Here is a 23,413-nt window from a genome sequence, read left to right as displayed (position 1 = left end):
TTCATTTCTTAATCTCTCGATTATCTTACTCTTTATTCTTTTGCTCTAACATCTCTGTTAAAGCGGCTGTCAATTCAATATGTCTACGAACGTATCTTTCAATCTTGTTTCGCTTGTTTCTCAAAGCGGGTGCAAAACTACAACTTCTTTTTTAATTAGCAAGAATTTTTTAAAGTTTTTTTGAAACTTTTTTTTCGTCTCATTTCTTTGTTTTTCTTACCAATCTATCAAGGAACTTTCCGTGTTTTGCGGGGTGCAAATGTAACATCCGTTTTCAAATCTCACAAGCTTTTTGGAATCTTTTTTGAAAAAAAAATTTTCAGTATTAATTCGTGTGCTTGTCAGTATTTCAGTGAACGTCTATCGCTGTTGCGGGTGCAAAAGTAGCACCTTTATTTACATTTACAAGGGTTTTTATTATATAATTTCAATCTTTTTTATAAGTCACTGGTATAACGGTTTTTATAAGACAAAGTTTTTTTAGCATTTTCTGGGTTTTGACTGGATTTGCCTGTTTTGGATGGGTTTTGTCACAAAGGCACCAAGGCGCAAAGTTTTAGTTCTTCCCTTTTATTGGGTTTACCTGCTTTTGAAAAAGACACAAAGCTGGGTTTTTCTTTGTTTTCAAAGGTTCTCGCAAAGATGCAAAGGCGCAAAGTCTTCTTTTTATTTCTTTGAAACGATAATTTTCTTCTGAAAACATCTCCCCTAGTCCCGATGGGAGGGAAAATCCTTTTGTGGTGGGGTTCACCACAAAAGATTGGAAGGAACAGCGGGATCAGCTCCTTATTAAAAAACAAATTCCAAATCTTGAAAATCCAAATTCCAATTGAAATGGGCTTCGGCTTCGCTCAGCCCTCTCAGATATATTCTGTACTATATATTATAGTGGAATTTATCTCCTTATATATATGTATAAAAAACAAACCCGACAGGTTTTAAGAAACTGTCGGGATGTTATACCATATACGTACCTTTATCATTATTGCTCTTTGGGTTCTTTTGCTTTTGCTTCCCAATGATTCATAAGATCATTATAATTTACGGGATTTGCTGCTTTCTGATTTATCAATCGGCCGGATTCGAATGCTCTTTGTAGAATTGTTTCTATTAAATAGTCTTCATTGACTTCATATGGCTTGTATTCTTTCTTTAAACTTATGTCGAATAAATTGGCGGTGGTGTTTGAAACAAAGGCTTTGAAACCGCTTTTTAACGTTCGGATCAATTCATATGTTGTGATTCCCGTTTGTCTGTGAACTAACTTTACCAAAATTTGACCTTGTTTACGCGAAAGTTTTTTTAGTCTTGCTTCGAATTCATTATTAAGGTAGTCTTCTACAATTTTAAAATACTTCTTTTTTTCACGGTTGGTTTTCAGACGTGACATTCCCTGGTTTAAAGCTGTTAATCTATCTGCAGCTAATTTTGCGTATGGATATACTTTATAAACTCTATTCTGAAGAATTAGGAACTGCTTTTGAGCTTCGGGATCGAGCTTCTCTTTGGTAATAATAATCTCTGGCAATTCAATGGTATCGCCCAAAATAGAATCTCGTTCTGTTAGAATATAGCCCATTTGCTCATTTTCTTTTGGTGTAACCTGAGCCTGGCTTGAAAACGAAATCAACATAAAGAATAAAAGAATGTAGGTAAATCTCATCGAGTCATAATTTAAATGTAAAATTATATATTTATATACAACTCTAATACCAAATTTATAAATTAGCAAAAAAATATTTTTATGAGTACTGAATCTATCTTAAAAGATACCTCAATTGCTTTCCTGGAAAGCTACCTAAATAACGCCTCACCTACCGGATATGAAAGTGAAGGACAGAAACTTTGGATGAATTATTTAAAACCATACGTTGATACATTTATTACTGATACTTATGGAACTGCGGTTGGAATTATTAATCCTGATGCTCCTTTTAAAGTGGTAATCGAAGGTCATGCCGATGAAATTTCATGGTATGTCAATTATATTACAGATGATGGTTTATTATATGTAATACGTAACGGTGGTTCTGATCATCAGATTGCACCTTCGAAGAGAGTTAATATTCACACTAAAAAAGGAATTGTAAAAGGTGTTTTTGGATGGCCAGCGATTCACACACGTTTGCGTGACAAAGAAGAGATTCCGAAATTGAGTAACATTTTTATCGATTTAGGATGCGAAACCAAAGAACAAGTTCTTGAAATGGGCGTTCATGTAGGTTGCGTTATCACTTATCCTGATGAATTCATGATTTTGAACGAGAACAAATTTGTTTGTCGTGCTATCGATAACAGAATGGGCGGTTTTATGATTGCTGAAGTTGCTCGTTTATTGCACGAAAACAAAAAAACACTTCCATTTGGATTGTATATCGTTAATTCGGTTCAGGAAGAAATTGGTTTACGTGGGGCGGAAATGATTGCACAAACCATTAAACCAAATGTGGCCATTATTACTGATGTATGCCACGACACCACTACTCCTATGATTGACAAAAAAGTAGAAGGCGATCTTAAAATGGGTAAAGGTCCAGTTATTGCTTATGCTCCGGCAGTTCAAAATAAACTACGTGATTTAATTGTGGATGTAGCTGAGGAAAATGAAATCCCGTTTCAACGTAGTGCGATTTCAAGAGCAACGGGAACAGACACCGATGCTTTTGCTTATAGTAATGGCGGTGTGGCTTCTGCATTGATTTCCTTACCTTTACGTTATATGCATACTACTGTTGAAATGGTTCACAGAGAAGATGTTGAAAATGTGATTCAGTTGATTTATGAATCGTTATTGAAAATTGAAAATAATGAGACTTTCTCTTATTTTAAATAAGAAAGAAATTTAAAACGTCAATTCGGTTATTATTAGCCGAATTGACTCACAAAAAACAGCATGAAAATACTATTACTCGAAGACGATTTTACTTTATCTAAAGAAATCTCTGCATTCTTTACTTCAAAAGAATTCGAGTGTGTACCTTATTATGATGGTTCTTTATTATTAAAGAAATACCTACCACAGGAATATGATTTGATTATTCTTGATATTAATGTGCCCGGAACAAACGGAATTGATGTATGCAAAGGCATTCGCGAAGTTGATAAAAAGACACCTATTATAATGTTAACTGCTTTTAGCGAAATTGAAGATAAATTAGCTTCGTTTGATAGTGGTGCCGATGATTATCTGGTCAAGCCTTTTCATTTTGAGGAATTGTATGCCCGTATTTCATCACTTTTAAGACGAAAAGATATTCCACAGCAAAGTGAGAACAAGATTATTATTGAAGATTTAGAAATTTTGGAAGATGATATGAGAGTATTTCGCTTGGGCGAAGAAATCAAATTGACGCCAAAAGAATTTAAATTGATTCTGATTCTGGCTCATGCCAAAGGAAAAGTATTATCTAAACAATTTATTGCAGAGAAACTTTGGGATTATCATATTGAAACCAATCAAAATACAATTGAAGTTTATATCAATTTTTTAAGAAAGAAAATTGATAAGGACCACGAAACAAAACTGATTCGGACCAAAATTGGTTACGGATATTATTTAAGTGCTCAGGAATGACATTAAAAAACCGGATATCGCTTTTAGTTAGTTTGCTTTTTACAATCCTATTTGGGTTGGCATCTACTGTGATATTTGTTTTGTATTCTAATTTCAGAAAAGAAGAATTTCGCGATCGTCTGGAAATAAAGGCACTTTCGAATATTAAACTTTTGGTTAATGTTAAAGAAGTCGATGATCAGCTTTTGAAAATGATTGATCAGAATTCGATCAATAAACTATATGATGAGAAAACATTGGTCTTTGATTCTCATTACAAATTAATCTACAGCAGTATTGACGATGCTAAAATAAACTGGTCTATTGAAGATTTAAAATACCTTAAAAAACATAAAACCTTTTTTAAGCAACAAGGTGATTATGAAGTTTATGGTGTTTTCTATGACACAAAAGACAAAGATTTTTATGCGTTGATATCTGCGACAGATGATTATGGTAAACGAAAACTACTCTTTCTTAGATACACTTTGATTGTTTCTTATATATTCTTTACCTGTATTTGTTGGGTTTTGACCTCATTTATGGTAAAAAAAGCAATGAGTCCGCTTAGTATTTTTCATCAAAAAATAAAAAATATAAACGAGAATAATCTTGACACTCGTATAGCATCAAATAGTACTAAAAATGAAATCGATTTGATCGCCAATGAATTTAACTTCATGATGGACCGAATTGAAATGTCTTATCAAAAGCAAAAAGAATTTACGGCGCACGCTTCACATGAACTTAGAACTCCGCTGTCGCGAATAACTTCTCAAATCGAAAATACAATTACCGATTCAGCAACATCTGATAAAGGAAAATCTTTCTTAAAAACCATTTTAACTGATGTCAATCAATTAACCGAACTTATTAATTCACTTCTGATTCTTTCGAAAATAGATAATAAGAATCTTGAAAATCATGAAGTACATCGAATAGATGAAATTCTGTTTTCAGCAATTGAAAACTTAAACAAAAGCTTTCCTGATTTCGTTATTCTTTTTGAAATGGAAGAAGATGATAATCTGGATACTGCTTTAGAAATTAAAGGAAACAAAAACTTACTTGAAATTGCTTTAGGTAATGTTTTAAAAAATGCTTGTGTATACTCAGACAACAAACAAGCCAAAGTAAAAATTAGTACTGAAAACGAACATCTTATTATTTCGATTTCAAATACAGGAAATACATTAAGCGAAAAGGAGCAAACGAATCTTTTTCAACCTTTTATGCGCGGTGTCAATTCTAAAGGAACAACTGGTTTTGGACTTGGATTGCGTATTGTAAATCGTATTTTGATACTTCATAAGGCTGAAATCAAATACAGTATTCCTGAAGAAAATACAAATCTCTTTCAATTGATTTTTCATTAAAATCTTTTTCATTTCTATCTACATACATTTTTAAGGTCTTTTTAAGGTCGTTCTTAAGGCGTCTTAAAGCCTCCAGATAGCATCTTTGTATCAAATAAAACCGATACAATGAAAAAGTTATTTGCACTACTATTTCTGATTTTTGTAAGTCAGGCAGGTTTGGCTCAAAAAACAGTCAGTCTCGAAGATTGTGAAAGCCAATTTTTAAAAAACAATCTCTTTTTACTAGCCTCTCAATATAATATTGATGCTTCAAAAGCGCTAACCATTCAGGCACGTATTTGGGATAATCCGACAATTACCGCAGAATTAAATGCTTATAATCCTGAAAGAAATCAATATTTTGATATTGGAAAAGACGGTCAAAAAGCATTTGGTATTGAACAGCTTATTTATTTAGGTGGAAAAAAACGTAATGAAGTAAAACTAGCTCAAACTAATGAGCAATTAGCTGAATTGCAATTTAATGATTTGCTACGAACATTAAAATTGCAATTACGCAAGAGTTTCTACACAGTTTATTACAATACAAAAAGTCTTGAAACGACTGATAAACAACTAGCTCACATTGAAGATTTAATCAATTCCTACTCTATTCAGGCGCAAAAAGGAAATATTCCTTTGAAAGATGTTGTGCGTTTACAATCACTTTATCTGAATTTCAAAAATGAAAGAATGGAAGTTGTCAATAACAATATCGAAGAACAAGCGAATTTGAAATTGTTATTAAACTCAACTGAAACCATAGTTCCAATTGTTTCTGATACAGAATTCAATAAATATCTTAAAACTATCGATTTTGATCTAAAATCTTTTGAAGATCAGGCAATCGCCAATCGTCCTGATTATTTAGCCAAACAAAAAGAAATTGATGCCAACGAAATCAATGTAAAATGGCAAAAATCGCTTTCAGTTCCAGATATTACTGTAGGCGCAAACTACGATCAACGAAGCGGTGCCTTTAATAAAGAAGCTAATTTGACACTTGGAATTCCGTTACCTCTTTGGAATAAAAATAAAGGAAACATTAAATACGCTCAAACCATTTTAGATCAATCTAAAGTTGAGAAGCAAAATTTTGACTTGCAATTGCAAACAGAAATTACATCGGCATGGAATAAATGGGATGAATCGCGCAAAAACTACGCGGTTATAAAACCAACAATAAACGCCGATTTTGATGCAGTCTACAACGGAATGTTAACCAATTTTCAAAAACGAAATGTGAGCTTGTTAGAATTTACAGATTTTATGGAAAGCTATAATCAAGCAACGGTTCAAGTTAACGAACTGAAGAAAAAACTAGCGCTTTCAGGAGAAGAATTAAACAGTACCATCAACAAAGACTTATTTTAAAACTAATTAAAGATGAAACATAAACTAATAATAGGAATTACAATTGTGAGTCTGGCATTCACAAGCTGTAAAAAGGAAGTTGAGAATCCGCAGACCAATACTTCTTTTGCATTAAGCGATTCAATGCTAAAAACTACTACAACAGCTGTCGCACAAACTCAGCCTGTTAAAAACGAACTAAGTTTTTATGGAAAAATTACCGCTGACAACAATAAAATGATTGATGTTTATCCGCTTGTTGGTGGAAATGTAATTAAAGTAAATGTTGAACTTGGAGATTACGTACACAAAGGACAAGTTTTGGCAACGATAAAAAGTACTGATATTGCTGATTTTGAAAAACAATCTCTTGATGCAAAAAGTGATTTATTAGTAGCGAAAAACAATTTAAAAGTTGCTCAGGAATTATTTGACGGAAAATTAAATTCGGAGAGTGATGTTCTTCAGGCAAAATCTGAAGTAGCGAAAGCACAATCTCAATTAGGAAAAATTCAGGAAACGTATAAAATCTATAATATCAAAGCAGGCTCTATTTATGAAGTAACGGCTCCGATTAGTGGATTTATCATTCAAAAGAGCATTAATCAGGATATGCTTTTAAGAAGTGACCGATCTGAAAACATATTTGATATTGCTGAAATCAGTGAGGTCTGGGCAATGGCCAATATCAATGAAACGGATATTAATAAAGTAAAACTTGGAATTGATGCTGATGTAACCACATTAAGTTATCCTGATAAAGTTTTTAAGGGAAAAGTAGATAAAATTTTCAACGTAATTGATCCGGAAACAAAAGCAATGCAGGCACGTATAAAACTACAGAATCCAGGTTACTTATTAAAACCTGACATGAATGCCAATATTAAATTGTCTTTTAAAGAAGATAAATCCTTGATAGCTATTCCGAGTAATGCCATTGTTTTTGATAAAAGCAAAAACTTCGTAATGGTTTTTAAAGATCGTCACAATATCGAGACAAGACAAGTTGAAGTTTATAGTGTTGTTGGAGACACTACCTATATTAAAAGTGGCTTGAAAGAAAATGAAAAAGTCATTACCAATAATCAGCTATTTATTTATCGCGCTTTAAACGAATAAGTCATGAACAAATTCATTAGAAATATTATTGCTTTTTCACTTAAGAATAAAGCATTCACCTTTTTTTGGGTGGGATTATTGGCGGTAGCAGGATTTATTTCCTTTAAAAATATGCCAATTGACGCCTTTCCGGATGTAACGAATACTCAGATTATTATCATTACACAATGGAATGGGAAAAGTGCCGAAGAAGTAGAACGTTTTGTGACATCTCCTATCGAAATCTCAATGAACTCGGTACAGAAAAAGACAAGTGTTCGTAGTATTACCATGTTTGGATTATCTGTAATCAAAATTATTTTTGATGATGGCGTTGATGATACTTTTGCACGTCAGCAGGTTAATAATTTATTAAAAAATGTCTCCCTTCCTGAAGATGTTGAACCCGATGTTCAGCCACCTTACGGGCCAACAGGAGAAATATTCAGATATATTGTAAAAAGTAACAGCAGAGACAGTAGAGAATTATTAACCTATCAAAACTGGGTTATCGACAAACAGCTTCGTTCAGTTCCTGGTGTTGCGGATTTAAATGTTTTTGGAGGACAAACTAAAACTTATGAAGTTGGTGTTGATCCTATTAAATTAGCAAAATATAACATTACACCACTACAAGTTTACAATGCTGTAAATGCCGGAAACTTAAATGTTGGTGGAGATATTATTGAGAAAAACGGACAAGCTTTTGTAGTTCGTGGTGTCGGGCTTTTAAAATCGATTTCGGATATCGAAAATATTATTGTTGATGATGCTGGAGGAAATCCTATTCTGGTAAAAAATGTCGCTTCGGTTTATGAAAGTTCAATGCCAAGAGTTGGGCAAACCGGAATTGGTAAAAATGATGATGCAGTTGAAGGGATCGTTGTGATGAGAAAAGGTGAAAATGCTCAGGAAACTTTAGCATTAATCAAAGATAAAATCAAGGATTTAAATGATAATGTTCTTCCAAAGGACATTAAAATTGAAACGTTTTACGATCGTGATAATTTGATGAATTTCACGACTGAAACTGTAATGCACAATTTATTCGAAGGAATTATTCTGGTTACTTGTGTAGTGTTTCTTTTCATGGCCGATTGGCGAACTACTTTTACGGTTTCTATCGTTATTCCATTGTCGTTATTGTTTGCATTTTTATGTCTGAAAATGATGGGAATGAGTGCCAACTTACTGAGTTTGGGTGCGGTCGATTTCGGGATTATTATTGATGGCGCGGTGGTTATGGTTGAGGGATTGTTTGTGGTATTAGACCACCGAGCGCATCAATTGGGAATGACGGCTTACAATAAAATTGCCAAAGGTAGCTTGATTAAAAAAACAGGAACTGAAATGGGTAAAGCTATTTTCTTTTCTAAATTAATCATCATTACCGCTTTATTGCCCATATTCTCATTCCAAAAAGTAGAAGGAAAAATGTTCTCGCCCTTGGCCTACACTTTAGGTTTTGCCTTAATGGGAGCTTTACTTTTTACTTTGACATTAGTACCGGTTTTATCACATATTCTTTTAAATAAAAATGTAAAAGAAAAACACAATCCGTTTGTGAATTTCTGGGATAGAATTGTTGGAAAAGGATTTGCTTGGACTTTCAAACATAAAGTACAAACTTTAATTGCTTCAGTTGCAATTGTTGCTTCTATTTTCTTTTCCGCAACTTTTCTAGGAACTGAATTCCTTCCACAATTAAATGAAGGAGCATTATGGGTAACAGCAGAATTACCAATGAGTACATCGCTTCCAGAAAGTGTGCAAACTGCTGCAATGATTAGAAAAGATTTGGAAAGTTTTCCGGAAGTAAAAAATGTGTTGTCTCAAACAGGTCGAAGCAACGACGGAACCGATCCAAATGGATTTGGATTTATCCAACTGCAGGTAGATTTAAAACCAAAATCAGAATGGACTAGAAAAATCAGTATGGATGAACTGATTAATGAAATGGATACTAAACTAAAAGTGCATCAGGGAATTACCTATAATTATTCTCAGCCGGTTATTGATAACGTAGCCGAATCTGTTGCTGGTTTTAAAGCGTCAAATGCTGTTAAAATTTATGGTGATGATTTGGATAAACTAGATGAACTTTCAAATGAAGTTCTGGCAAAAATTAAAGATATTCCAGGGATAAAAGATGCAGGAATTCTGAGAAATGTTGGTCAGCCAGAAATCAGTGTGATTTTGGACAGAGAAAAAATGGCTGCTTATGGCGTTACATTGAATGATGCTCAGGCTGTTTTAGAATTAGCTTTTGGAGGAAAAACGGCCACTCAAAAATATGAAGATGAGAAAAAATTTGATGTCAGAGTCCGCTTTTCTAAAGAATACCGTAAAGATGAAGAAGATTTGGCCGAACTTAAAGTTCCAACCATCAGTGGCGTTAAAATTCCGTTGAAAGAAATCTGCGACATTAAAACGGTTACTGGTCCAGCATTCATTTACAGAGACAATACAAAACGTTTCATTGGTGTAAAATTCTCTGTTCGTGATCGCGATTTAGGAAGTACAATTGCTGAAGCACAGAAAAAAGTAGCCGAATTGAAAATGCCAAACGGTTACACAACCGGATGGACAGGAGAATTTGAAAATCAAGTTCGTGCCAGCGCGCGTTTGGCTCAGGTTGTGCCGATAAGTTTGATTGGAATATTTGTATTGCTGTTTATCCTTTTTGGAAATATTAAAGATTCGTTGCTTGTTTTGGCAAATGTTCCGTTTGCCATTATTGGTGGAATTATGGCGTTACATATTACCGGAATGAATTTTGGAATCTCAGCTGGTGTTGGTTTTATAGCTTTACTTGGAATTTGTATTCAAAATGGCGTTATTCTGATCTCTGAATTTCATCATAATCTGAAGGCCAAATTCACCCTGGAAGAATCTATTTTCATGGGAGTAAAAGCCAGAACAAGAGCCGTAGTTATGACAGCCTTAATGGCATCAATAGGTTTAATGCCTGCTGCAATTTCAACCGGAATTGGTTCTGAATCACAGAAACCATTGGCCATTGTAATTATTGGAGGTTTAATAACAGCAACTATTTTAACGTTATTGGTTTTCCCTATTATATTCTGGGTTTTCAATCGCAAAAAACATGTTCCCATTGAGTAACAATTTCAAAATAAGTTAATTTGGTTAAAGAAAAAGCATCATTATTTTTAATGGTGCTTTTTTGATTTCGTTACATTTTAGTTTAATATATTGCATTCAATCTAACTGAAATACAATTTATGAAATACATCTATTTTTTACTCTCGGTTTTTGCAATTTCTTTATTAGCTTCAATTATAAATCCAAAAGAAGGATTTACGTGTTTTCTTGAAGTTATTCCAGCTATTATCGGATTTTTGATTTTGTTATTTACCTTCAAAAAATTCCGATTTACAAATTTCACTTATACACTGATCTTAATTCATTGTATTATTCTGTTTATTGGAGGACATTACACTTATGCGGAAGTTCCTTTCTTCGATTATATAAAAGAAGTTTTTCATCAAAGCAGAAATAATTACGACAAAGTTGGACATTTTGCTCAGGGGTTTGTTCCGGCCATGATTATAAGAGAATTGTTTATTAGAAAAGAAGTCATTAATAATAAAAGTTTTTTCAATTTTATTATTGTCAGCATTTGTTTAGCGATCAGTGCTGCTTACGAATTTATCGAATGGTTTGTTTCTCTGGCAACAGGCGAAGGTGGAGATTCGTTTCTTGGAACACAAGGGTATATATGGGATACACAATCTGATATGCTTTATGCAACTATTGGAGCAATTACAGCATTAGTTCTGTTTTCACGAATTCAGGATAAGCAAATTCAGAAAATTTTAATTGCTACTTTTTAGCACATAAAAATAAAAACGGCCTTCTGCTCAAGGAAGGCCGTTTTGTATACTAACTCAAACTAGATTAAAACAAAACTGTTATTTCAAATCTTTTAAAATAGCGATTGCTTCTGTTGCGTTTGATAATTCTGCATATTTCAAAGCAGTATATTTTTTCTCATTTTTATCACCAGGACGTGCACCGTTTTCTAGCAATACTTTAAGAATTTCAACTTTGTTATAACGCGCTGCAATCATTAAAGGTGTCATGTCTTCTGATTGTTCATTTACGTCTGCACCGTATGCAATAAATTTTTTCACTACTTCCAAATCTCCTTTACTAACTGCTACATGCAATGGAGCTGAAAAACTATGTGATACTTCAATTTTTGGATTCACTACTGATGATGTGTGATTCGCTGCCATTGAAACATTGGCAAAAGCTACTAAAGCTACTCCTAAAATAATTACTGATTTTTTCATGTTGATTGATTATTAAATTGATTGATTAATGATGATTTTTAATTTCTATGTAAATGTAATCGTATTTTTTGTATTATGCATTACCAAGTACCTTGTTTTAACTAATTCTTAACATTCATTTAATAGAAACCTAATAAACTCTCCTGAATGTTAAATTATCGTTTCATATATAGACGCTCAAATATTCATTTTGTTACAGTTTAAATCAAAAAAAAATAAAAAATCATATAAAAATTTTAGAATACCATAAAACCAACCTTTTACTTTTTTAACTTTACTATTGAAAACTAGCAAAATAAAGCAGTACCAATCTTAAAATTGCAACTTATGCTTATCATTAAAAAAATTTTACTCATCCTGATACTGATTGTATCAATTGTATTAATAGCAGCTTACTTTATGCCAAAAGATTATGCTGTTGAAAGAGAAATTACTATTAATAAACCTGCTGATAGTGTGTTTAATTATGTAAGATATTTGAAAAATCAAAATGAATTTAGTGTCTGGGCTAATATTGATCCGAAAATGAAATCAACTTACACAGGAACGGACGGATCTGTTGGTGCTATCGCAGCATGGGAAAGTGATATAAAAGATGTTGGTGTTGGAGAACAGGAAATAACCAAGATAACGGAAGGAAAACGTATTGACTTTGCACTACGTTTTAAGGAGCCCATGAATGATACTGCTGTTGGCTTTATGTCTACCGAAGCCGTCTCAGCAAATCAAACCAAAGTAAAATGGGGAATTAACGGCGTTTTTCCCTATCCAATGAATATAATGATGCCTATGATGAAAATGGACGAAATGATTGGCAAAGATTTACAAAAAGGACTTGAGAATTTGAAAACTAAAATGGAGCAATAAAAAAAATAGCCCTAGATTAAAATTTAATCCGGGGCTATTCATATAAGTTTAAAACTAAATATTTACGCTTTAGTAGAAAGATATTCCAATACATTTTTCTCAATACGCTGATCAATATTTGCAATATCTGCTTTTACAAATTTCTCTCCTAGAATATTCTCATATAATTCAATGTATCTTTCTGACACAGATTCTATATATTCATCAGTCATATCTGGAATTTGTTGCCCTTCCTGACCTTGAAAACCATTCTCGATCAACCAACGACGCACAAATTCTTTAGATAATTGTTTTTGCTCCTCTCCTTTTTCCTGTCTTTCCTGATATCCATCAGCATAAAAATAACGAGAAGAATCCGGAGTATGGATTTCATCAATTAAAACAATTACTCCGTCTTTTGTTTTTCCGAATTCATACTTTGTATCCACTAAAATCAAACCACGACTTGCAGCAATTTCAGTTCCTCTTTGAAATAAATCTCGGGTATATTTTTCTAAAACAATATAATCTTCTTCAGTAACAATTCCTTTAGCCAAAATATCCTCACGCGAAATATCCTCGTCATGAGAACCATTGTCTGCTTTTGTAGTTGGCGTAATAATTGGTTCCGGGAATTTATCATTCTCCTTTAAACCTTCAGCCATAGTTACACCACAAATTTGTCTTTTTCCTGCAGCATACTCACGAGCAGCATGTCCTGAAACATAACCACGAATTACCATTTCTACTTTGAATGGCTCGCATAAATGTCCAACAGCAACGTTTGGATCTGGTGTAGCAATCAACCAATTTGGAACAATATCTTCTGTTAACTCCATAAACCGTGTCGCAATCTGATTTAAAATTTGCCCCTTGTACGGAATTCCTTTTGGTAAAACTACGTCGAAAGCAGAAAGTCTATCGGTTGCTACCATCACTAAAAGTTCATCATTAATATTGTAAACTTCTCTCACTTTTCCACGGTAAACTGATTTCTGATTCGGGAAATTAAAATTTGTTGTTGTAATTGTATTGCTCATTATCCTAAGTTGTGTTGTTGTTTTACGAATGCAAATTTAAAACTAATTAAAAGAGCAAACAAGAAAGTATTCAGTTTTCAGTAGCAGTTTTCAGTTTTGATACTGAGACTGAAAACTGAGACTGTAATCTATTTTTTCAGAAGCGTTGAATTAAATAAGTTTAAAATTCTGCCGTATTCATCTATCCAGGAATAGGTTTCTTTAAATCCGTGCGATTCTACAGGGAAAGAAGCCAAAGTCCAATTCTTTTTCTCCAATTCAATAAAACGCTGAGACAAACGTACAATATCTTTATATTCGACATTATCATCCACCATTCCGTGCAGCATTACAAGGTTTCCTTTTAAGTTATCTGCAAAGTATATTGGTGAACTTTTTTTGTATGCTTCAGGATCTGTTTCAGGAAAATTCAAAATATTTCCTGTATATCCATGGTTGTAATGCGCCCAATCTGTAACAGAACGTAAAGCTGCTCCCGAAGCAAATTCACCAGGAGTTGTCAACATTCCCATTAAAGTGATAAAACCACCGTATGAACCACCATAAATCCCTACTCTATTAGCATCAATACCATATTTTTCCACCAATAATTTCTTACCGTCAAGATGATCAGATAAATCTTTTCCGCCCATAAAACGATAAATTCCGGTTCTAAAATCCCTACCGTAACCATCACTTCCTCTATAATCAATGTCTAAAACAGTGTAACCTAAATCAGTTAACAAATTATGAAACATATATTCTCTGTAATAATTGCTCCAGAAATTATGAGCATTTTGAAGATATCCTGCACCATGTACAAAAATTACGGCTGCTTTGTTGGCAACTTCTGCTTTAGGCGTATAAATTCTTGCGTTAACCGGAGTTCCGTCTTGCGCTTTAAATGTGATTACTTCAGGAGTTCTCCATTGATATTGTTTAAAAACTTCTGTAGTTGAAGAAGATATTTGCTGTAAAGTTGTGTTCTTTTTATTATCAGCTACATAAAAATCCCAAGGAATATTTTTATAGGAATATCGAACTAAAAGCGATTTTTCATCTGGAGAAAGCACAACTTCGTGTGCGCCATCTTTCGTTAAAATGGGTTGTAAAACACCATCTGCAACAGCTAATTTATAAAAATTTCTGTTTCCTGGATGTGTGGTGTTTGTCGTTAAATAGAATGCTCTTTTATCTTTCGCTAAGGTAACATCACGAACTTCCCAATTTCCTTTTGTGAGTTGTGTTTTCTTTTTAGTTTTTAAATTATAAGTGTACAAATGCGAATATCCTGTAGCTTCAGATTGGAAATAAATAGTTTCCTGGTCTGCTAAAAAACCAAGAGTTCCTGATTCAAAAGAATATCCCGGAATTCCAGGTCCGCCAATCCAAGCCTCGTCATGCTGATATTCAATTTCTTCAAAAGTCCCTTTATCCAAATTCAAATTTACCAACCATCTGTCTTTATTATCCTGACTTCTGATTTCGACAATAGCTAATGAACCGTCTTCACTATAAACCGGCGCCTGCGGAACAATCAATTTATCTTCTTTAGGTTTGTTTTTTAAATTATCATACGATTCATAATACTTTGGCGTATCCTGAATATGACTTAAAGTCGAAAAGTTTAGATAGTAAACCGAGTCTTTTACAACAGAATAAATTCCAAATTTAGTTTTAACAAAATTGGCTGTAGAAACTTTCTCTTTTGTTTCCGGAGTTTGATTATAACCGTTAGCGGTAATAAAAACCTCCATTGTTTCCTTCTTTATTTCCGGCTCTTCAACAAGTAAAAAAGTGGCAAAATTTCCGTTCGGATTCGCTTTCAGATTAATAAACTGGTCTTTACCATAAAAATACTCTTTTGCAAAATCAGATTTTACTGCTTTGCTTTTAGCAAGATTCCACTGTTTTTTTGCTTCCTTATCTTTTATAAATTGAAATAACTCTTTTTGTTGCGTGTTTAAAAAGTTCTCTTTTTCCGATTTTGTTTCTTTTTTAATCCCTTTGTTAAAGTTGGTTATTTGTAAAACAGTCCCTTCTTTAGTATTGTATTTAAAGATATTATCATTTTGTTCAAAAAACAATTCTCCAGTTTGAGTACCAAACTGCAAATTAGAAATTGGGGTAGACTGCTGAATTAATTTCTTTGAAGTTTTAGCCTGAATGGAATAGGAATACAAACTTCCTTTGTCCAGATAATAAACTACATCTGATCCTGGTTTTGTTTTAAAATCCATCTGAGAAAAAGCAGCTTCTTTTGGAGAAACAATCTCAGGCTTGCCCATTCCTTTTTGCCAGAAGTAAGTACTTGCGCCTAATTCATTTTTCGGATTCCATTCAAAATAAACCTTTTTCCCGTCCAGAGACCAGCGTCCGTTTGTTGGTTGATTTCCGATAAAAGATTCACCTTTCATTATTTCTTCTAATTTCAAATTCTGACTTTTACCAGTAATCGAAAGAAATAAAAAGGCAAGGATAAAAATGTTTTTTGTCATGGTAATTGTTTTGAGTAGACAAAAATACACTTTGAAAGTTATTAAAAAAATTGTTTTTCTTTATTGATCTCCAGACTTCAAATTAGGGTTTAATTAAAAAAATCCCTGAAGGTTATTTCAGGGATTACTTATTATGATTGCAAAAAGAATTACTTAAAATCCAGTATTCCTTTTCCCATTGATTTTATAGATTCGTTTAAACTTCCTAAAGTAGTATCCGGTAATCTTTTTATATCTGACGCACTTACTATATAAATTTGCCCCTGATCTTTAGAAGGTGCTACAGGTACAAAAACTACAGCATTACCAGCGGCATTTTCTTCAATTAGGTGGGCAGGTTGCCAATATTCGCCTGCTTTTAATAATATTGGTAAATCTGTAATTGGTTTACCCATTTCTTTTGCTAATTTTTCTTCTGCTAACTTTTTATTCTTTTCATAGCCTGGCAGGAAAACCATTAGTTTATTATCAACCCATTCTGTAAATCTTTTCAGAAAAGAGAATTGCATTAAGTAACCGCTGAAATAAATTAATACCAATAAAAAAACACCTCCCATAACATCACTTGCAATTGGCCCTAAGACTTTATCTAAACGCAAGAACTGAGAAAACTTATCTCCGTATTTCTGAAAAAACCCCCAAACTTTCTCAAGAATCATAAAGAAAACAACAAGAGGCAATAAAAGGATAATTCCAGAAACACAATTTTTCTGAATCTGAAGTAAAAGTTTTTCCATACTATTGATTGTTAAATTACTAATTCATAGCGCTCCTTACCAAAATAGGGTAAGTTTCCTATAAAATTATAAATTTAGCTTTAATCAACACTATTTTTAATTGGTAAATATTTAAAAATTAACCAATTGCAAATTCCTTATCTAATATTTTTGAAGAAATATATCTGGCAACTCCGTCTTCAGCATTGGTTTTAATAACCTCTAAATTAGGCAAGGTTTCTTTTAATAAAGCTGGAGCATTCCCCATAATCAAACCTTTTCCTGATACAGATAACATCTGAACATCGTTGAAACCATCTCCAAAAGAAACTGCTTCTTCTAATGTAAAACCTTCTTTTTCTAAAACTCTTTCAATTGCAACTGCTTTATCTACAGCTTTATCCATAAATTCTAAACAAGTCGGCAAACTAAAAGCGTGATGTAAATGTTCTGAAGAATTCGCCAAAATAGCATCTTTTAGTTTTACTAATTTTTCATGATCATCACAGGAGAAGAATATTTTGATTGCACCAAAATCTTCTAATGTTTTATAATCAACCAATTCTGGGCGATATTTTAGTTCTGCCTGAAAAGCGTTTAATTTTTCATTTATTTTATTGGTTTGCCAAACATTTTCTTTGAACAAAACCACTGTAATAGCAGGGTCAATATCAACATTCAAAGCATTTTTCACAACTTCACTATCTAAGTTGAATGAAAAAAGTTCTTCTTTATTAGGAGAATGGATTCTCGCTCCGTTTGAACTCACTAAATAAACCGGAACTTCAAGTGTTTCAATAATAGCCATGGCATCAAGATGATGGCGGCCTGTAGCTACAACGATAAGATAATTTTGATTGTGAAGTTCCTGAAAAATGGATTTGGTGTACTCTGAAATTTTGTGTTGAGGGTTGAGTAAAGTTCCATCAAGGTCACTTACTACAACTTTTATATTTTTAAGCTTAGTCATATTAAAAATCAAGTATTTATATAATGCAAATTTACGTCTTTAGCCTCAGAACAGCAAAGATAACAAGGCGTAAAAGCCTGAAATGAGCGAAGTTTATTATTTATTTAACTATTTCGTTAAATATTGAATTTTAGATAATTTAAACTTTTATAATTCCGGATTTGTATAAATTTATTGCTTTTTGAACGACCTTTTCAATTTGTTCTAAAGGTAAATCTTCAACAGCATCAAACAGCATAATTTTCATTCTCGAACGAGCTTCCTGAAGCAAAAACGGTTCATCACTCGGATGTTTATTTTAAAATCTAATTTTCTAATTTTCTAATTCAAAAAAAATATTCGTTTTCCACATTCTAATAAGATGATGTAGAAAACGAATATTAATAAATGTCAAAACACATTTCACGATTTACATTTGACATTTTATAAAATTAATCGTGATTTTCAATTTGTTTATAAGCATCAATTACCTTTTTCACCAATCTGTGACGCACGATATCTTTATCATCCAGATAAATAATTCCGATTCCGTCAACATCTTTCAGAACCAAAATAGCTTCTTTCAGACCCGAAATAGTTCTGCGTGGTAAATCGACCTGTCCGGGATCTCCCGTAATCATAAATTTGGCGTTTTTTCCCATACGGGTCAAAAACATTTTCATTTGTGAGTGCGTTGTATTCTGAGCTTCATCGAGAATTACAAAGGCATTGTCAAGCGTACGTCCACGCATAAATGCTAGTGGCGCAATCTGAATAATTCCTTTTAAAATGTAATCTTCGAGTTTTTCGTTCGGAAGCATGTCGCGCAAAGCATCATAAAGAGGTTGCATGTACGGATCCAGTTTTTCTTTCATATCGCCGGGTAAAAAACCAAGATTTTCTCCTGCTTCAACCGCTGGTCGGGTAAGTATGATCCTTTTTACTTCTTTATCTTTAAGCGCTTTAACCGCCATTGCTACACCGGTATAAGTTTTACCGGTTCCGGCAGGACCAACAGCAAATACCATATCATTTTTTTTGATAGTATCTACCAATAACTGCTGGTTAGGCGTCATGGCCTTAATTATTTTACCTCCAACACCATGAACTAATATTTTGTCATGATCGTATGATTTTTTTTCATCCTGACCATCACTCATAATTACGCGTTCAATTACATTATCATCAATGTTGTTGTATCGGGTAAAATGGAGCATTAACCTTTGAAATCTTTTTTCGAATTCATCTAAAACTTCTTTTTCGCCAAATGCTTTTAAAGTTGTCCCTCTCGCTACTATTTTAAGCTTTGGGTAATACTTTTTAATTATTTCAAGATGAGAGTCTTGAGCGCCCCAAAAGTCTTTTGGAGCGATGTCTATTAGCTCGATAATTCTTTCGTTCAAATGAAGTAGTTTTAAATTAAAAATAAATCAGTTTTATAAATCGTGGTTGTCGGGTATGTTCATATCTTTAAATGCAAATTGTCTTTTCTTTCTTTCAATTTGTATTTAGTATTATTAGATTTGCATTTCTCAAATTTAATGAAAATTAGATTTAAATACTACCAATAGTTATAAACAAAATTATGTCAATAATTACCCTTACTACTGATTACGGCTTAAAAGACCACTTTGTTGGTTCGCTAAAGGGTAAAATTCTTTCTGAATATTCAGAGGTTCAAATTATTGACATTTCGCACGATATAGATCCGTTTAATACTGCCGAAGCAAGTTATGTTATTGGCGCCTCCTATTTAAGTTTTCCAAAAGGAACCGTACATCTTATTGGAGTTGATATTGAGCGTAATAAAGAAAATCAGCATATTGCCATGCAATGGAATGATCATTACTTTATTTGCGCTGATAACGGAATTCTAAGTATGCTTACGCAGAAAATCGTTCCGCAGAAAATTGTCGAAATCAATATTCACGATCGTTTTCCGGCTGAATTCAGCGATTTAGATATTTTTATACAAGTAGCCTGTCATATTGCAAAAGGTGGTTTGCTGAATGTTATTGGAAAAGAAGTTACTGGAATTAAACAGATTACCGAATTACAAGCTGTAGTTGCTAACGACGGAAATTCACTAAAAGGATATGTTATTTACATTGACCATTTTGGAAACATTGTGACCAACATCTCAAAACAACAATTTATAGAAGTTGCCAAAGGCCGTCCGTACGAAATTGTAATGAAGCCCAAAAGCATCAAAACCATTCTGCCGAATTACTCAGCAATTGCAACATCTGATAAATATCCAATCAAAACATATGAGGGCGAAAAATTAGCTATTTTTAATGAAGCCGGTTTTCTCGAGATTGCCATTTTTAGGAGTAATCCTTCAAAAGTGGGTTCAGCCAATAGTTTGTTGGGATTGAATTATCGTGATGTGATTACGATTCAGTTCTTGTAGGGATTTTAGAATTTAGAGTTCAGATTTTAGATTTATAAATGCTGGAAATTTGGAAATTTATACTTAGAAGTTTAAACATATCGTTTGTCATTCCGAGGAACGAGGAATCCCCGCAAGTAGCTCGACAAAGATTGTCGATTCTCTTAACGGAGTTACTTGCGGGGATTCCTCGTTCCTCGGAATGACAATATCGTGGTAAAACATTATAAAATAAGCTTTTTAGAATATTTTATTTTTTCATAAAAAGAACAATCAATTTTGATACTTTTGCGCGCGTATTAGGGTTTTAGTAATTCCAAAATCTAAAATCTAATATTAGAAATCTAAAATTGCATAATATGTTCGTTAGAATAGTAAAAATGAGTTTTCACGAAGAAAAAATCCCGGATTTTCTGGAGAATTTTGAAACCGTGAAAGACAAAATACGAAATGCCGAAGGAAATCGTTTTTTAGAATTGTATCAGGATAAGAATGATAAATGCATCTTTTTCACTTACAGTTACTGGGAAACTGAGGCTGATTTAGAGAATTACAGACAATCTGAATTATTTAATTCGGTTTGGGATTTTACAAAAAAGCTTTTTAAAGCAAAACCAGAAGCGTGGAGTGTCGACAAAATAGTTAGTTTAAATTAATTTCAAGTTCATACTGGATTTGAAAATTGGAACGATTTAACCGCAAAGAAACGCAAAGATTATATTTATAGGTTTTTAGAAAACGTAAAGTTCGCAAAGCTTTGTCAACCTGAAACTTGAAACTTGAAACCTGAAACAATAAAAACAATAAAATAAATGAAATCAATCATTTTACGAGAAATAAAATCCTTTTTTGGATCTCCTATTGGCTATTTGGTCATTGCTATATTCTTAATTAGCAACGGACTATTTTTATGGGTTTTTGAAGGAGATTATAACATCTTAAATACCGGTTATGCCGATTTGACTCCGTTTTTTACTTTAGCACCATGGATTCTGATTTTCCTGATTCCGGCGGTTACGATGAGAAGTTTCTCTGATGAAAAAAAACAAGGAACATTAGAGTTACTTTTAACTAAGCCATTATCGATTTGGGAAATTGTAAACGGTAAATTTTTAGGTTCACTATTTCTGATCGTTTTAGCAATTGTACCAACTTTTATTTATGTGAAGGTGATTTCGAATTTAGGCTTGCCTGAAGGAAATATTGATATGGGAAGCACAATTGGTTCTTACTTCGGATTATTATTTTTAATTGCTTCTTATTCAGCAATTGGGATCTTCACTTCTACCCTTTCAGAAAATCAAATCGTGGCATTTATCATCGCGGTTTTTCTATGTTTTTTCTTTTATTTTGGTTTTCAGGGGCTTGCTTCTTTGATTCCTGGAGAATCTAATATTGTATCAGCATTTGGAATGCAGGATCACTTTAAAAGTATGAGTCGAGGTGTGATCGATACTCGTGATGTAATTTATTTTTTAAGCATTACTGTATTGTTTTTGTCTTTTACTGTTTATCAATTAAAATCTTTTAAAGCGTAATGAAAGCATCTACTCAACAAAATATCAAAGTTTTAGGTATTACCGTTTTCGTTTTAATTGTTTTAAATGTATTGGGAACATTGTTTTTCCATCGATTCGATTTAACCAAAGACAAGCGTTATACTTTATCTGAAACTTCTTTACAAATTGTAAAACAAGTAAAGAACCCGCTTTCGATTAAAATCTATATGCAAGGCGATCTTCCTGCAGATTTTAGACGTTTACAACAAGAAACCAAACAATTATTAGAAGAATTTCAGGCTTATAACAATAATATTGTTTTCGAATTTGTTAATCCGATGGAGAACGAAGACGAAAGTATGGAAATGGTTAAATCACTTTATCAAAAAGGATTAACACCAATAAACATAACGGTTGACGATAAAGGAAAACAATCTCAAGCGATGGTTTTTCCTTGGGCAATTGCCGTTTATGATAACAAAGAAGTGAATATTCCGCTGTTGAAAAACATTATGGGTGCTTCGACTGAACAAAAAGTTATCGGTTCGATTCAGCATTTAGAATATTCTATTTCAGATGCTATCAATAAAATTACTAAAGCGAAACAAAAGAAAGTTGCTTTCATAAAAGGAAATGGCGAAATGAACGAGGTTCATGTTGCCAAAATGTTGAGACAAATTAAAGAAAGCTATTACATTGGGCCATTCACATTAGATTCAGTTGCTAAGAATCCAACCGGAACTTTAGAGGCTCTTAAAAAATATGATTTGGCGATTATCGCAAAACCAACTCAAACTTTTTCTGATGAAGAAAAACAGGTTTTAGATCAGTTTATCATGAACGGCGGAAAAACCTTGTGGTTAATCGATCAGGTATCTGCTGATATGGACAGTTTATACAATCAATCCGGAGCAACTTTGGCTTACCCAAGGGATCTGAATTTAAACGATATGTTCTTCAAATACGGTTTCAGAATTAATCCTGATTTAGTAAAAGACGAATACGGAAGCCCAATAAAACTGGCTACCGGAGAACAAGGAAGCGCAACGCAATATCAGGAATTCAAATGGAAATACGCTCCAATTGTAATCCCTTCAACCAAACATCCAATCGTTAAAAATTTAGGCCAGATTAAATTTGATTTTGCCAGCCCGATTGACACTTTGAAAAACGGAATCAAGAAAACGGTTTTATTACAATCGTCTCAATATTCTAAGAAAATTGGAACTCCAACCGAAATCAATTTGAATATTGTAACAGAGCAAACTACTCCTCAAGAATATTTAAATAAAGGAAACTCACCTTTGGCTGTTTTATTAGAAGGAGATTTTCATTCGGCTTTTGAGAATCGTGTTTTACCTTTCAAAGAAAATGGATTTCAGGCAAAAGGAAAACCAAATAAAATGATTGTCATTGCCGATGGAGATTTGGCGCGAAATCAATTGGATAAAAATATGATGCCCGTAGAATTAGGTTACGATCAGCGTACCGGAAATTTATACGACAACAAGGATTTCATGATGAATTGCATCAATTATTTATTAGACGATACCGGACTTATTAACATTAGAAGTAAAGATGTTGATTTGCCATTATTGGATAAAGATAAAGTTTATGAAAACTATACGATGACGCAATTCATAACTATCGGACTTCCAATTCTAATTTTATTGGTTTTCGGACTTGTATTTACTTACATGCGAAAAAGAAAATACAGCAAATAGATGTTAATAAAAAAATTGCGAAACTAAGATAGTTTACGATATATTTGTAATCCGTATATTTAGCCTCTAATTGCTAAAAAACACATCAAAAA

19 protein-coding genes are annotated in these 23,413 nt (G+C 33.0%); 12 read left to right on the top strand and 7 right to left on the bottom strand.

Translation table 11 applies throughout. From position 1 onward, the window contains the following. Positions 1 to 982: 982 nt before the first annotated feature. A complete protein-coding gene (locus tag BUA98_RS15775; RefSeq protein WP_072974073.1) occupies positions 983 to 1,663 on the bottom strand; it encodes a DUF4294 domain-containing protein in 681 nt (226 codons plus the stop codon). Positions 1,664 to 1,744: 81 nt separating this feature from the next. Here BUA98_RS15775 and BUA98_RS15770 point away from each other — a divergent pair, with 81 nt between their 5' ends. The 7 genes from BUA98_RS15770 to BUA98_RS15740 all read left to right on the top strand — a co-directional run bounded on the left by BUA98_RS15770 (position 1,745) and on the right by BUA98_RS15740 (position 11,216). Next, on the top strand, positions 1,745 to 2,833 hold the full coding sequence (locus BUA98_RS15770; protein WP_072974071.1) for a M42 family metallopeptidase: 1,089 nt from the start codon (positions 1,745 to 1,747) through the stop codon (positions 2,831 to 2,833). Between the two features lie 60 nt (positions 2,834 to 2,893). After that, on the top strand, positions 2,894 to 3,574 hold the full coding sequence (locus tag BUA98_RS15765; protein WP_072974070.1) for a response regulator transcription factor: 681 nt from the start codon (positions 2,894 to 2,896) through the stop codon (positions 3,572 to 3,574). Next, positions 3,571 to 4,929, top strand: a complete 1,359-nt coding sequence (locus BUA98_RS15760; RefSeq protein ID WP_072974068.1) for a sensor histidine kinase — start codon at positions 3,571 to 3,573, stop codon at positions 4,927 to 4,929. Before BUA98_RS15765 ends, BUA98_RS15760 begins: the two co-directional genes overlap by 4 nt. A gap of 108 nt (positions 4,930 to 5,037) precedes the next feature. Beyond that, positions 5,038 to 6,285 (top strand): TolC family protein, encoded by a 1,248-nt coding sequence (locus BUA98_RS15755; RefSeq protein ID WP_072974066.1) that lies wholly within the window; start codon positions 5,038 to 5,040, stop codon positions 6,283 to 6,285. Between the two features lie 12 nt (positions 6,286 to 6,297). After that, positions 6,298 to 7,383 (top strand): efflux RND transporter periplasmic adaptor subunit, encoded by a 1,086-nt coding sequence (locus BUA98_RS15750; RefSeq protein ID WP_072974064.1) that lies wholly within the window; start codon positions 6,298 to 6,300, stop codon positions 7,381 to 7,383. 3 nt (positions 7,384 to 7,386) lie between these two features. Further along, positions 7,387 to 10,485 carry an efflux RND transporter permease subunit gene (locus BUA98_RS15745; protein WP_072974062.1) on the top strand — a complete coding sequence of 1,033 codons (3,099 nt, stop codon included), beginning with the start codon at positions 7,387 to 7,389 and terminating at the stop codon, positions 10,483 to 10,485. A gap of 119 nt (positions 10,486 to 10,604) precedes the next feature. Then, positions 10,605 to 11,216: a DUF2238 domain-containing protein gene (locus BUA98_RS15740; RefSeq protein WP_072974060.1), complete on the top strand. Its 612-nt coding sequence runs from the start codon at positions 10,605 to 10,607 to the stop codon at positions 11,214 to 11,216. A 78-nt stretch (positions 11,217 to 11,294) separates the two neighbouring features. Here the strand turns inward: BUA98_RS15740 and BUA98_RS15735 are convergent, their stop codons facing one another. Then, positions 11,295 to 11,678 (bottom strand): ankyrin repeat domain-containing protein, encoded by a 384-nt coding sequence (locus BUA98_RS15735; RefSeq protein WP_072974058.1) that lies wholly within the window; start codon positions 11,676 to 11,678, stop codon positions 11,295 to 11,297. A gap of 327 nt (positions 11,679 to 12,005) precedes the next feature. Here BUA98_RS15735 and BUA98_RS15730 point away from each other — a divergent pair, with 327 nt between their 5' ends. Further along, on the top strand, positions 12,006 to 12,545 hold the full coding sequence (locus BUA98_RS15730; RefSeq protein WP_072974057.1) for an SRPBCC family protein: 540 nt from the start codon (positions 12,006 to 12,008) through the stop codon (positions 12,543 to 12,545). A 62-nt stretch (positions 12,546 to 12,607) separates the two neighbouring features. On the opposite strand, the gene BUA98_RS15725 is transcribed toward BUA98_RS15730, so the two are convergent. The 5 genes from BUA98_RS15725 to BUA98_RS15705 all read right to left on the bottom strand — a co-directional run bounded on the left by BUA98_RS15725 (position 12,608) and on the right by BUA98_RS15705 (position 19,109). Continuing rightward, the gene (locus tag BUA98_RS15725) at positions 12,608 to 13,564 is read right to left on the bottom strand and encodes a phosphoribosylaminoimidazolesuccinocarboxamide synthase (protein WP_072974055.1); all 957 of its coding nucleotides are present in this window, start codon (positions 13,562 to 13,564) and stop codon (positions 12,608 to 12,610) included. 128 nt (positions 13,565 to 13,692) lie between these two features. Then, complete coding sequence (locus BUA98_RS15720) at positions 13,693 to 16,041, bottom strand: S9 family peptidase (RefSeq protein WP_072974054.1); 2,349 nt, start codon at positions 16,039 to 16,041, stop codon at positions 13,693 to 13,695. Between the two features lie 149 nt (positions 16,042 to 16,190). Beyond that, entirely contained in the window at positions 16,191 to 16,778 is a 588-nt protein-coding gene (locus BUA98_RS15715; protein ID WP_072974052.1) for a DUF502 domain-containing protein, read from the bottom strand. 118 nt (positions 16,779 to 16,896) lie between these two features. Then, positions 16,897 to 17,727, bottom strand: coding sequence for a Cof-type HAD-IIB family hydrolase (locus BUA98_RS15710; protein WP_072974051.1), 831 nt, complete (start codon positions 17,725 to 17,727; stop codon positions 16,897 to 16,899). A gap of 431 nt (positions 17,728 to 18,158) precedes the next feature. Beyond that, positions 18,159 to 19,109, bottom strand: coding sequence for a PhoH family protein (locus tag BUA98_RS15705; protein WP_026984005.1), 951 nt, complete (start codon positions 19,107 to 19,109; stop codon positions 18,159 to 18,161). A gap of 182 nt (positions 19,110 to 19,291) precedes the next feature. Here BUA98_RS15705 and BUA98_RS15700 point away from each other — a divergent pair, with 182 nt between their 5' ends. The 4 genes from BUA98_RS15700 (at position 19,292) to gldG (ending at position 23,321) form a co-directional block, all read left to right on the top strand. Next, complete coding sequence (locus BUA98_RS15700; protein ID WP_072974049.1) at positions 19,292 to 20,119, top strand: SAM hydrolase/SAM-dependent halogenase family protein; 828 nt, start codon at positions 19,292 to 19,294, stop codon at positions 20,117 to 20,119. 338 nt (positions 20,120 to 20,457) lie between these two features. Then, the gene (locus tag BUA98_RS15695; RefSeq protein WP_072974047.1) at positions 20,458 to 20,754 is read left to right on the top strand and encodes a putative quinol monooxygenase; all 297 of its coding nucleotides are present in this window, start codon (positions 20,458 to 20,460) and stop codon (positions 20,752 to 20,754) included. A 156-nt stretch (positions 20,755 to 20,910) separates the two neighbouring features. Then, positions 20,911 to 21,636, top strand: a complete 726-nt coding sequence (gene gldF / locus BUA98_RS15685) for a gliding motility-associated ABC transporter permease subunit GldF (protein WP_072974044.1) — start codon at positions 20,911 to 20,913, stop codon at positions 21,634 to 21,636. Continuing rightward, the gene (gldG, locus tag BUA98_RS15680; RefSeq protein ID WP_072974042.1) at positions 21,636 to 23,321 is read left to right on the top strand and encodes a gliding motility-associated ABC transporter substrate-binding protein GldG; all 1,686 of its coding nucleotides are present in this window, start codon (positions 21,636 to 21,638) and stop codon (positions 23,319 to 23,321) included. The genes gldF and gldG overlap by 1 nt, the downstream gene beginning before the upstream one ends. Positions 23,322 to 23,413 lie beyond the last annotated feature (92 nt).

The organism is Flavobacterium saccharophilum (genome assembly GCF_900142735.1).
GTDB lineage: Bacteria > Bacteroidota > Bacteroidia > Flavobacteriales > Flavobacteriaceae > Flavobacterium > Flavobacterium saccharophilum.
This window is presented reverse-complemented; position numbering and strand designations above follow the sequence as displayed.

Bases quoted from the DNA above. Each gene is read 5' to 3' on its own strand.
- BUA98_RS15775 (WP_072974073.1), bottom strand. From the start codon at position 1,663: ATGAGATTTACCTACATTCTTTTATTCTTTATGTTGATTTCGTTTTCA.
- BUA98_RS15770 (WP_072974071.1), top strand. From the start codon at position 1,745: ATGAGTACTGAATCTATCTTAAAAGATACCTCAATTGCTTTCCTGGAA.
- BUA98_RS15765 (WP_072974070.1), top strand. From the start codon at position 2,894: ATGAAAATACTATTACTCGAAGACGATTTTACTTTATCTAAAGAAATC.
- BUA98_RS15760 (WP_072974068.1), top strand. From the start codon at position 3,571: ATGACATTAAAAAACCGGATATCGCTTTTAGTTAGTTTGCTTTTTACA.
- BUA98_RS15755 (WP_072974066.1), top strand. From the start codon at position 5,038: ATGAAAAAGTTATTTGCACTACTATTTCTGATTTTTGTAAGTCAGGCA.
- BUA98_RS15750 (WP_072974064.1), top strand. From the start codon at position 6,298: ATGAAACATAAACTAATAATAGGAATTACAATTGTGAGTCTGGCATTC.
- BUA98_RS15745 (WP_072974062.1), top strand. From the start codon at position 7,387: ATGAACAAATTCATTAGAAATATTATTGCTTTTTCACTTAAGAATAAA.
- BUA98_RS15740 (WP_072974060.1), top strand. From the start codon at position 10,605: ATGAAATACATCTATTTTTTACTCTCGGTTTTTGCAATTTCTTTATTA.
- BUA98_RS15735 (WP_072974058.1), bottom strand. From the start codon at position 11,678: ATGAAAAAATCAGTAATTATTTTAGGAGTAGCTTTAGTAGCTTTTGCC.
- BUA98_RS15730 (WP_072974057.1), top strand. From the start codon at position 12,006: ATGCTTATCATTAAAAAAATTTTACTCATCCTGATACTGATTGTATCA.
- BUA98_RS15725 (WP_072974055.1), bottom strand. From the start codon at position 13,564: ATGAGCAATACAATTACAACAACAAATTTTAATTTCCCGAATCAGAAA.
- BUA98_RS15720 (WP_072974054.1), bottom strand. From the start codon at position 16,041: ATGACAAAAAACATTTTTATCCTTGCCTTTTTATTTCTTTCGATTACT.
- BUA98_RS15715 (WP_072974052.1), bottom strand. From the start codon at position 16,778: ATGGAAAAACTTTTACTTCAGATTCAGAAAAATTGTGTTTCTGGAATT.
- BUA98_RS15710 (WP_072974051.1), bottom strand. From the start codon at position 17,727: ATGACTAAGCTTAAAAATATAAAAGTTGTAGTAAGTGACCTTGATGGA.
- BUA98_RS15700 (WP_072974049.1), top strand. From the start codon at position 19,292: ATGTCAATAATTACCCTTACTACTGATTACGGCTTAAAAGACCACTTT.
- BUA98_RS15695 (WP_072974047.1), top strand. From the start codon at position 20,458: ATGTTCGTTAGAATAGTAAAAATGAGTTTTCACGAAGAAAAAATCCCG.
- gldF (WP_072974044.1), top strand. From the start codon at position 20,911: ATGAAATCAATCATTTTACGAGAAATAAAATCCTTTTTTGGATCTCCT.
- gldG (WP_072974042.1), top strand. From the start codon at position 21,636: ATGAAAGCATCTACTCAACAAAATATCAAAGTTTTAGGTATTACCGTT.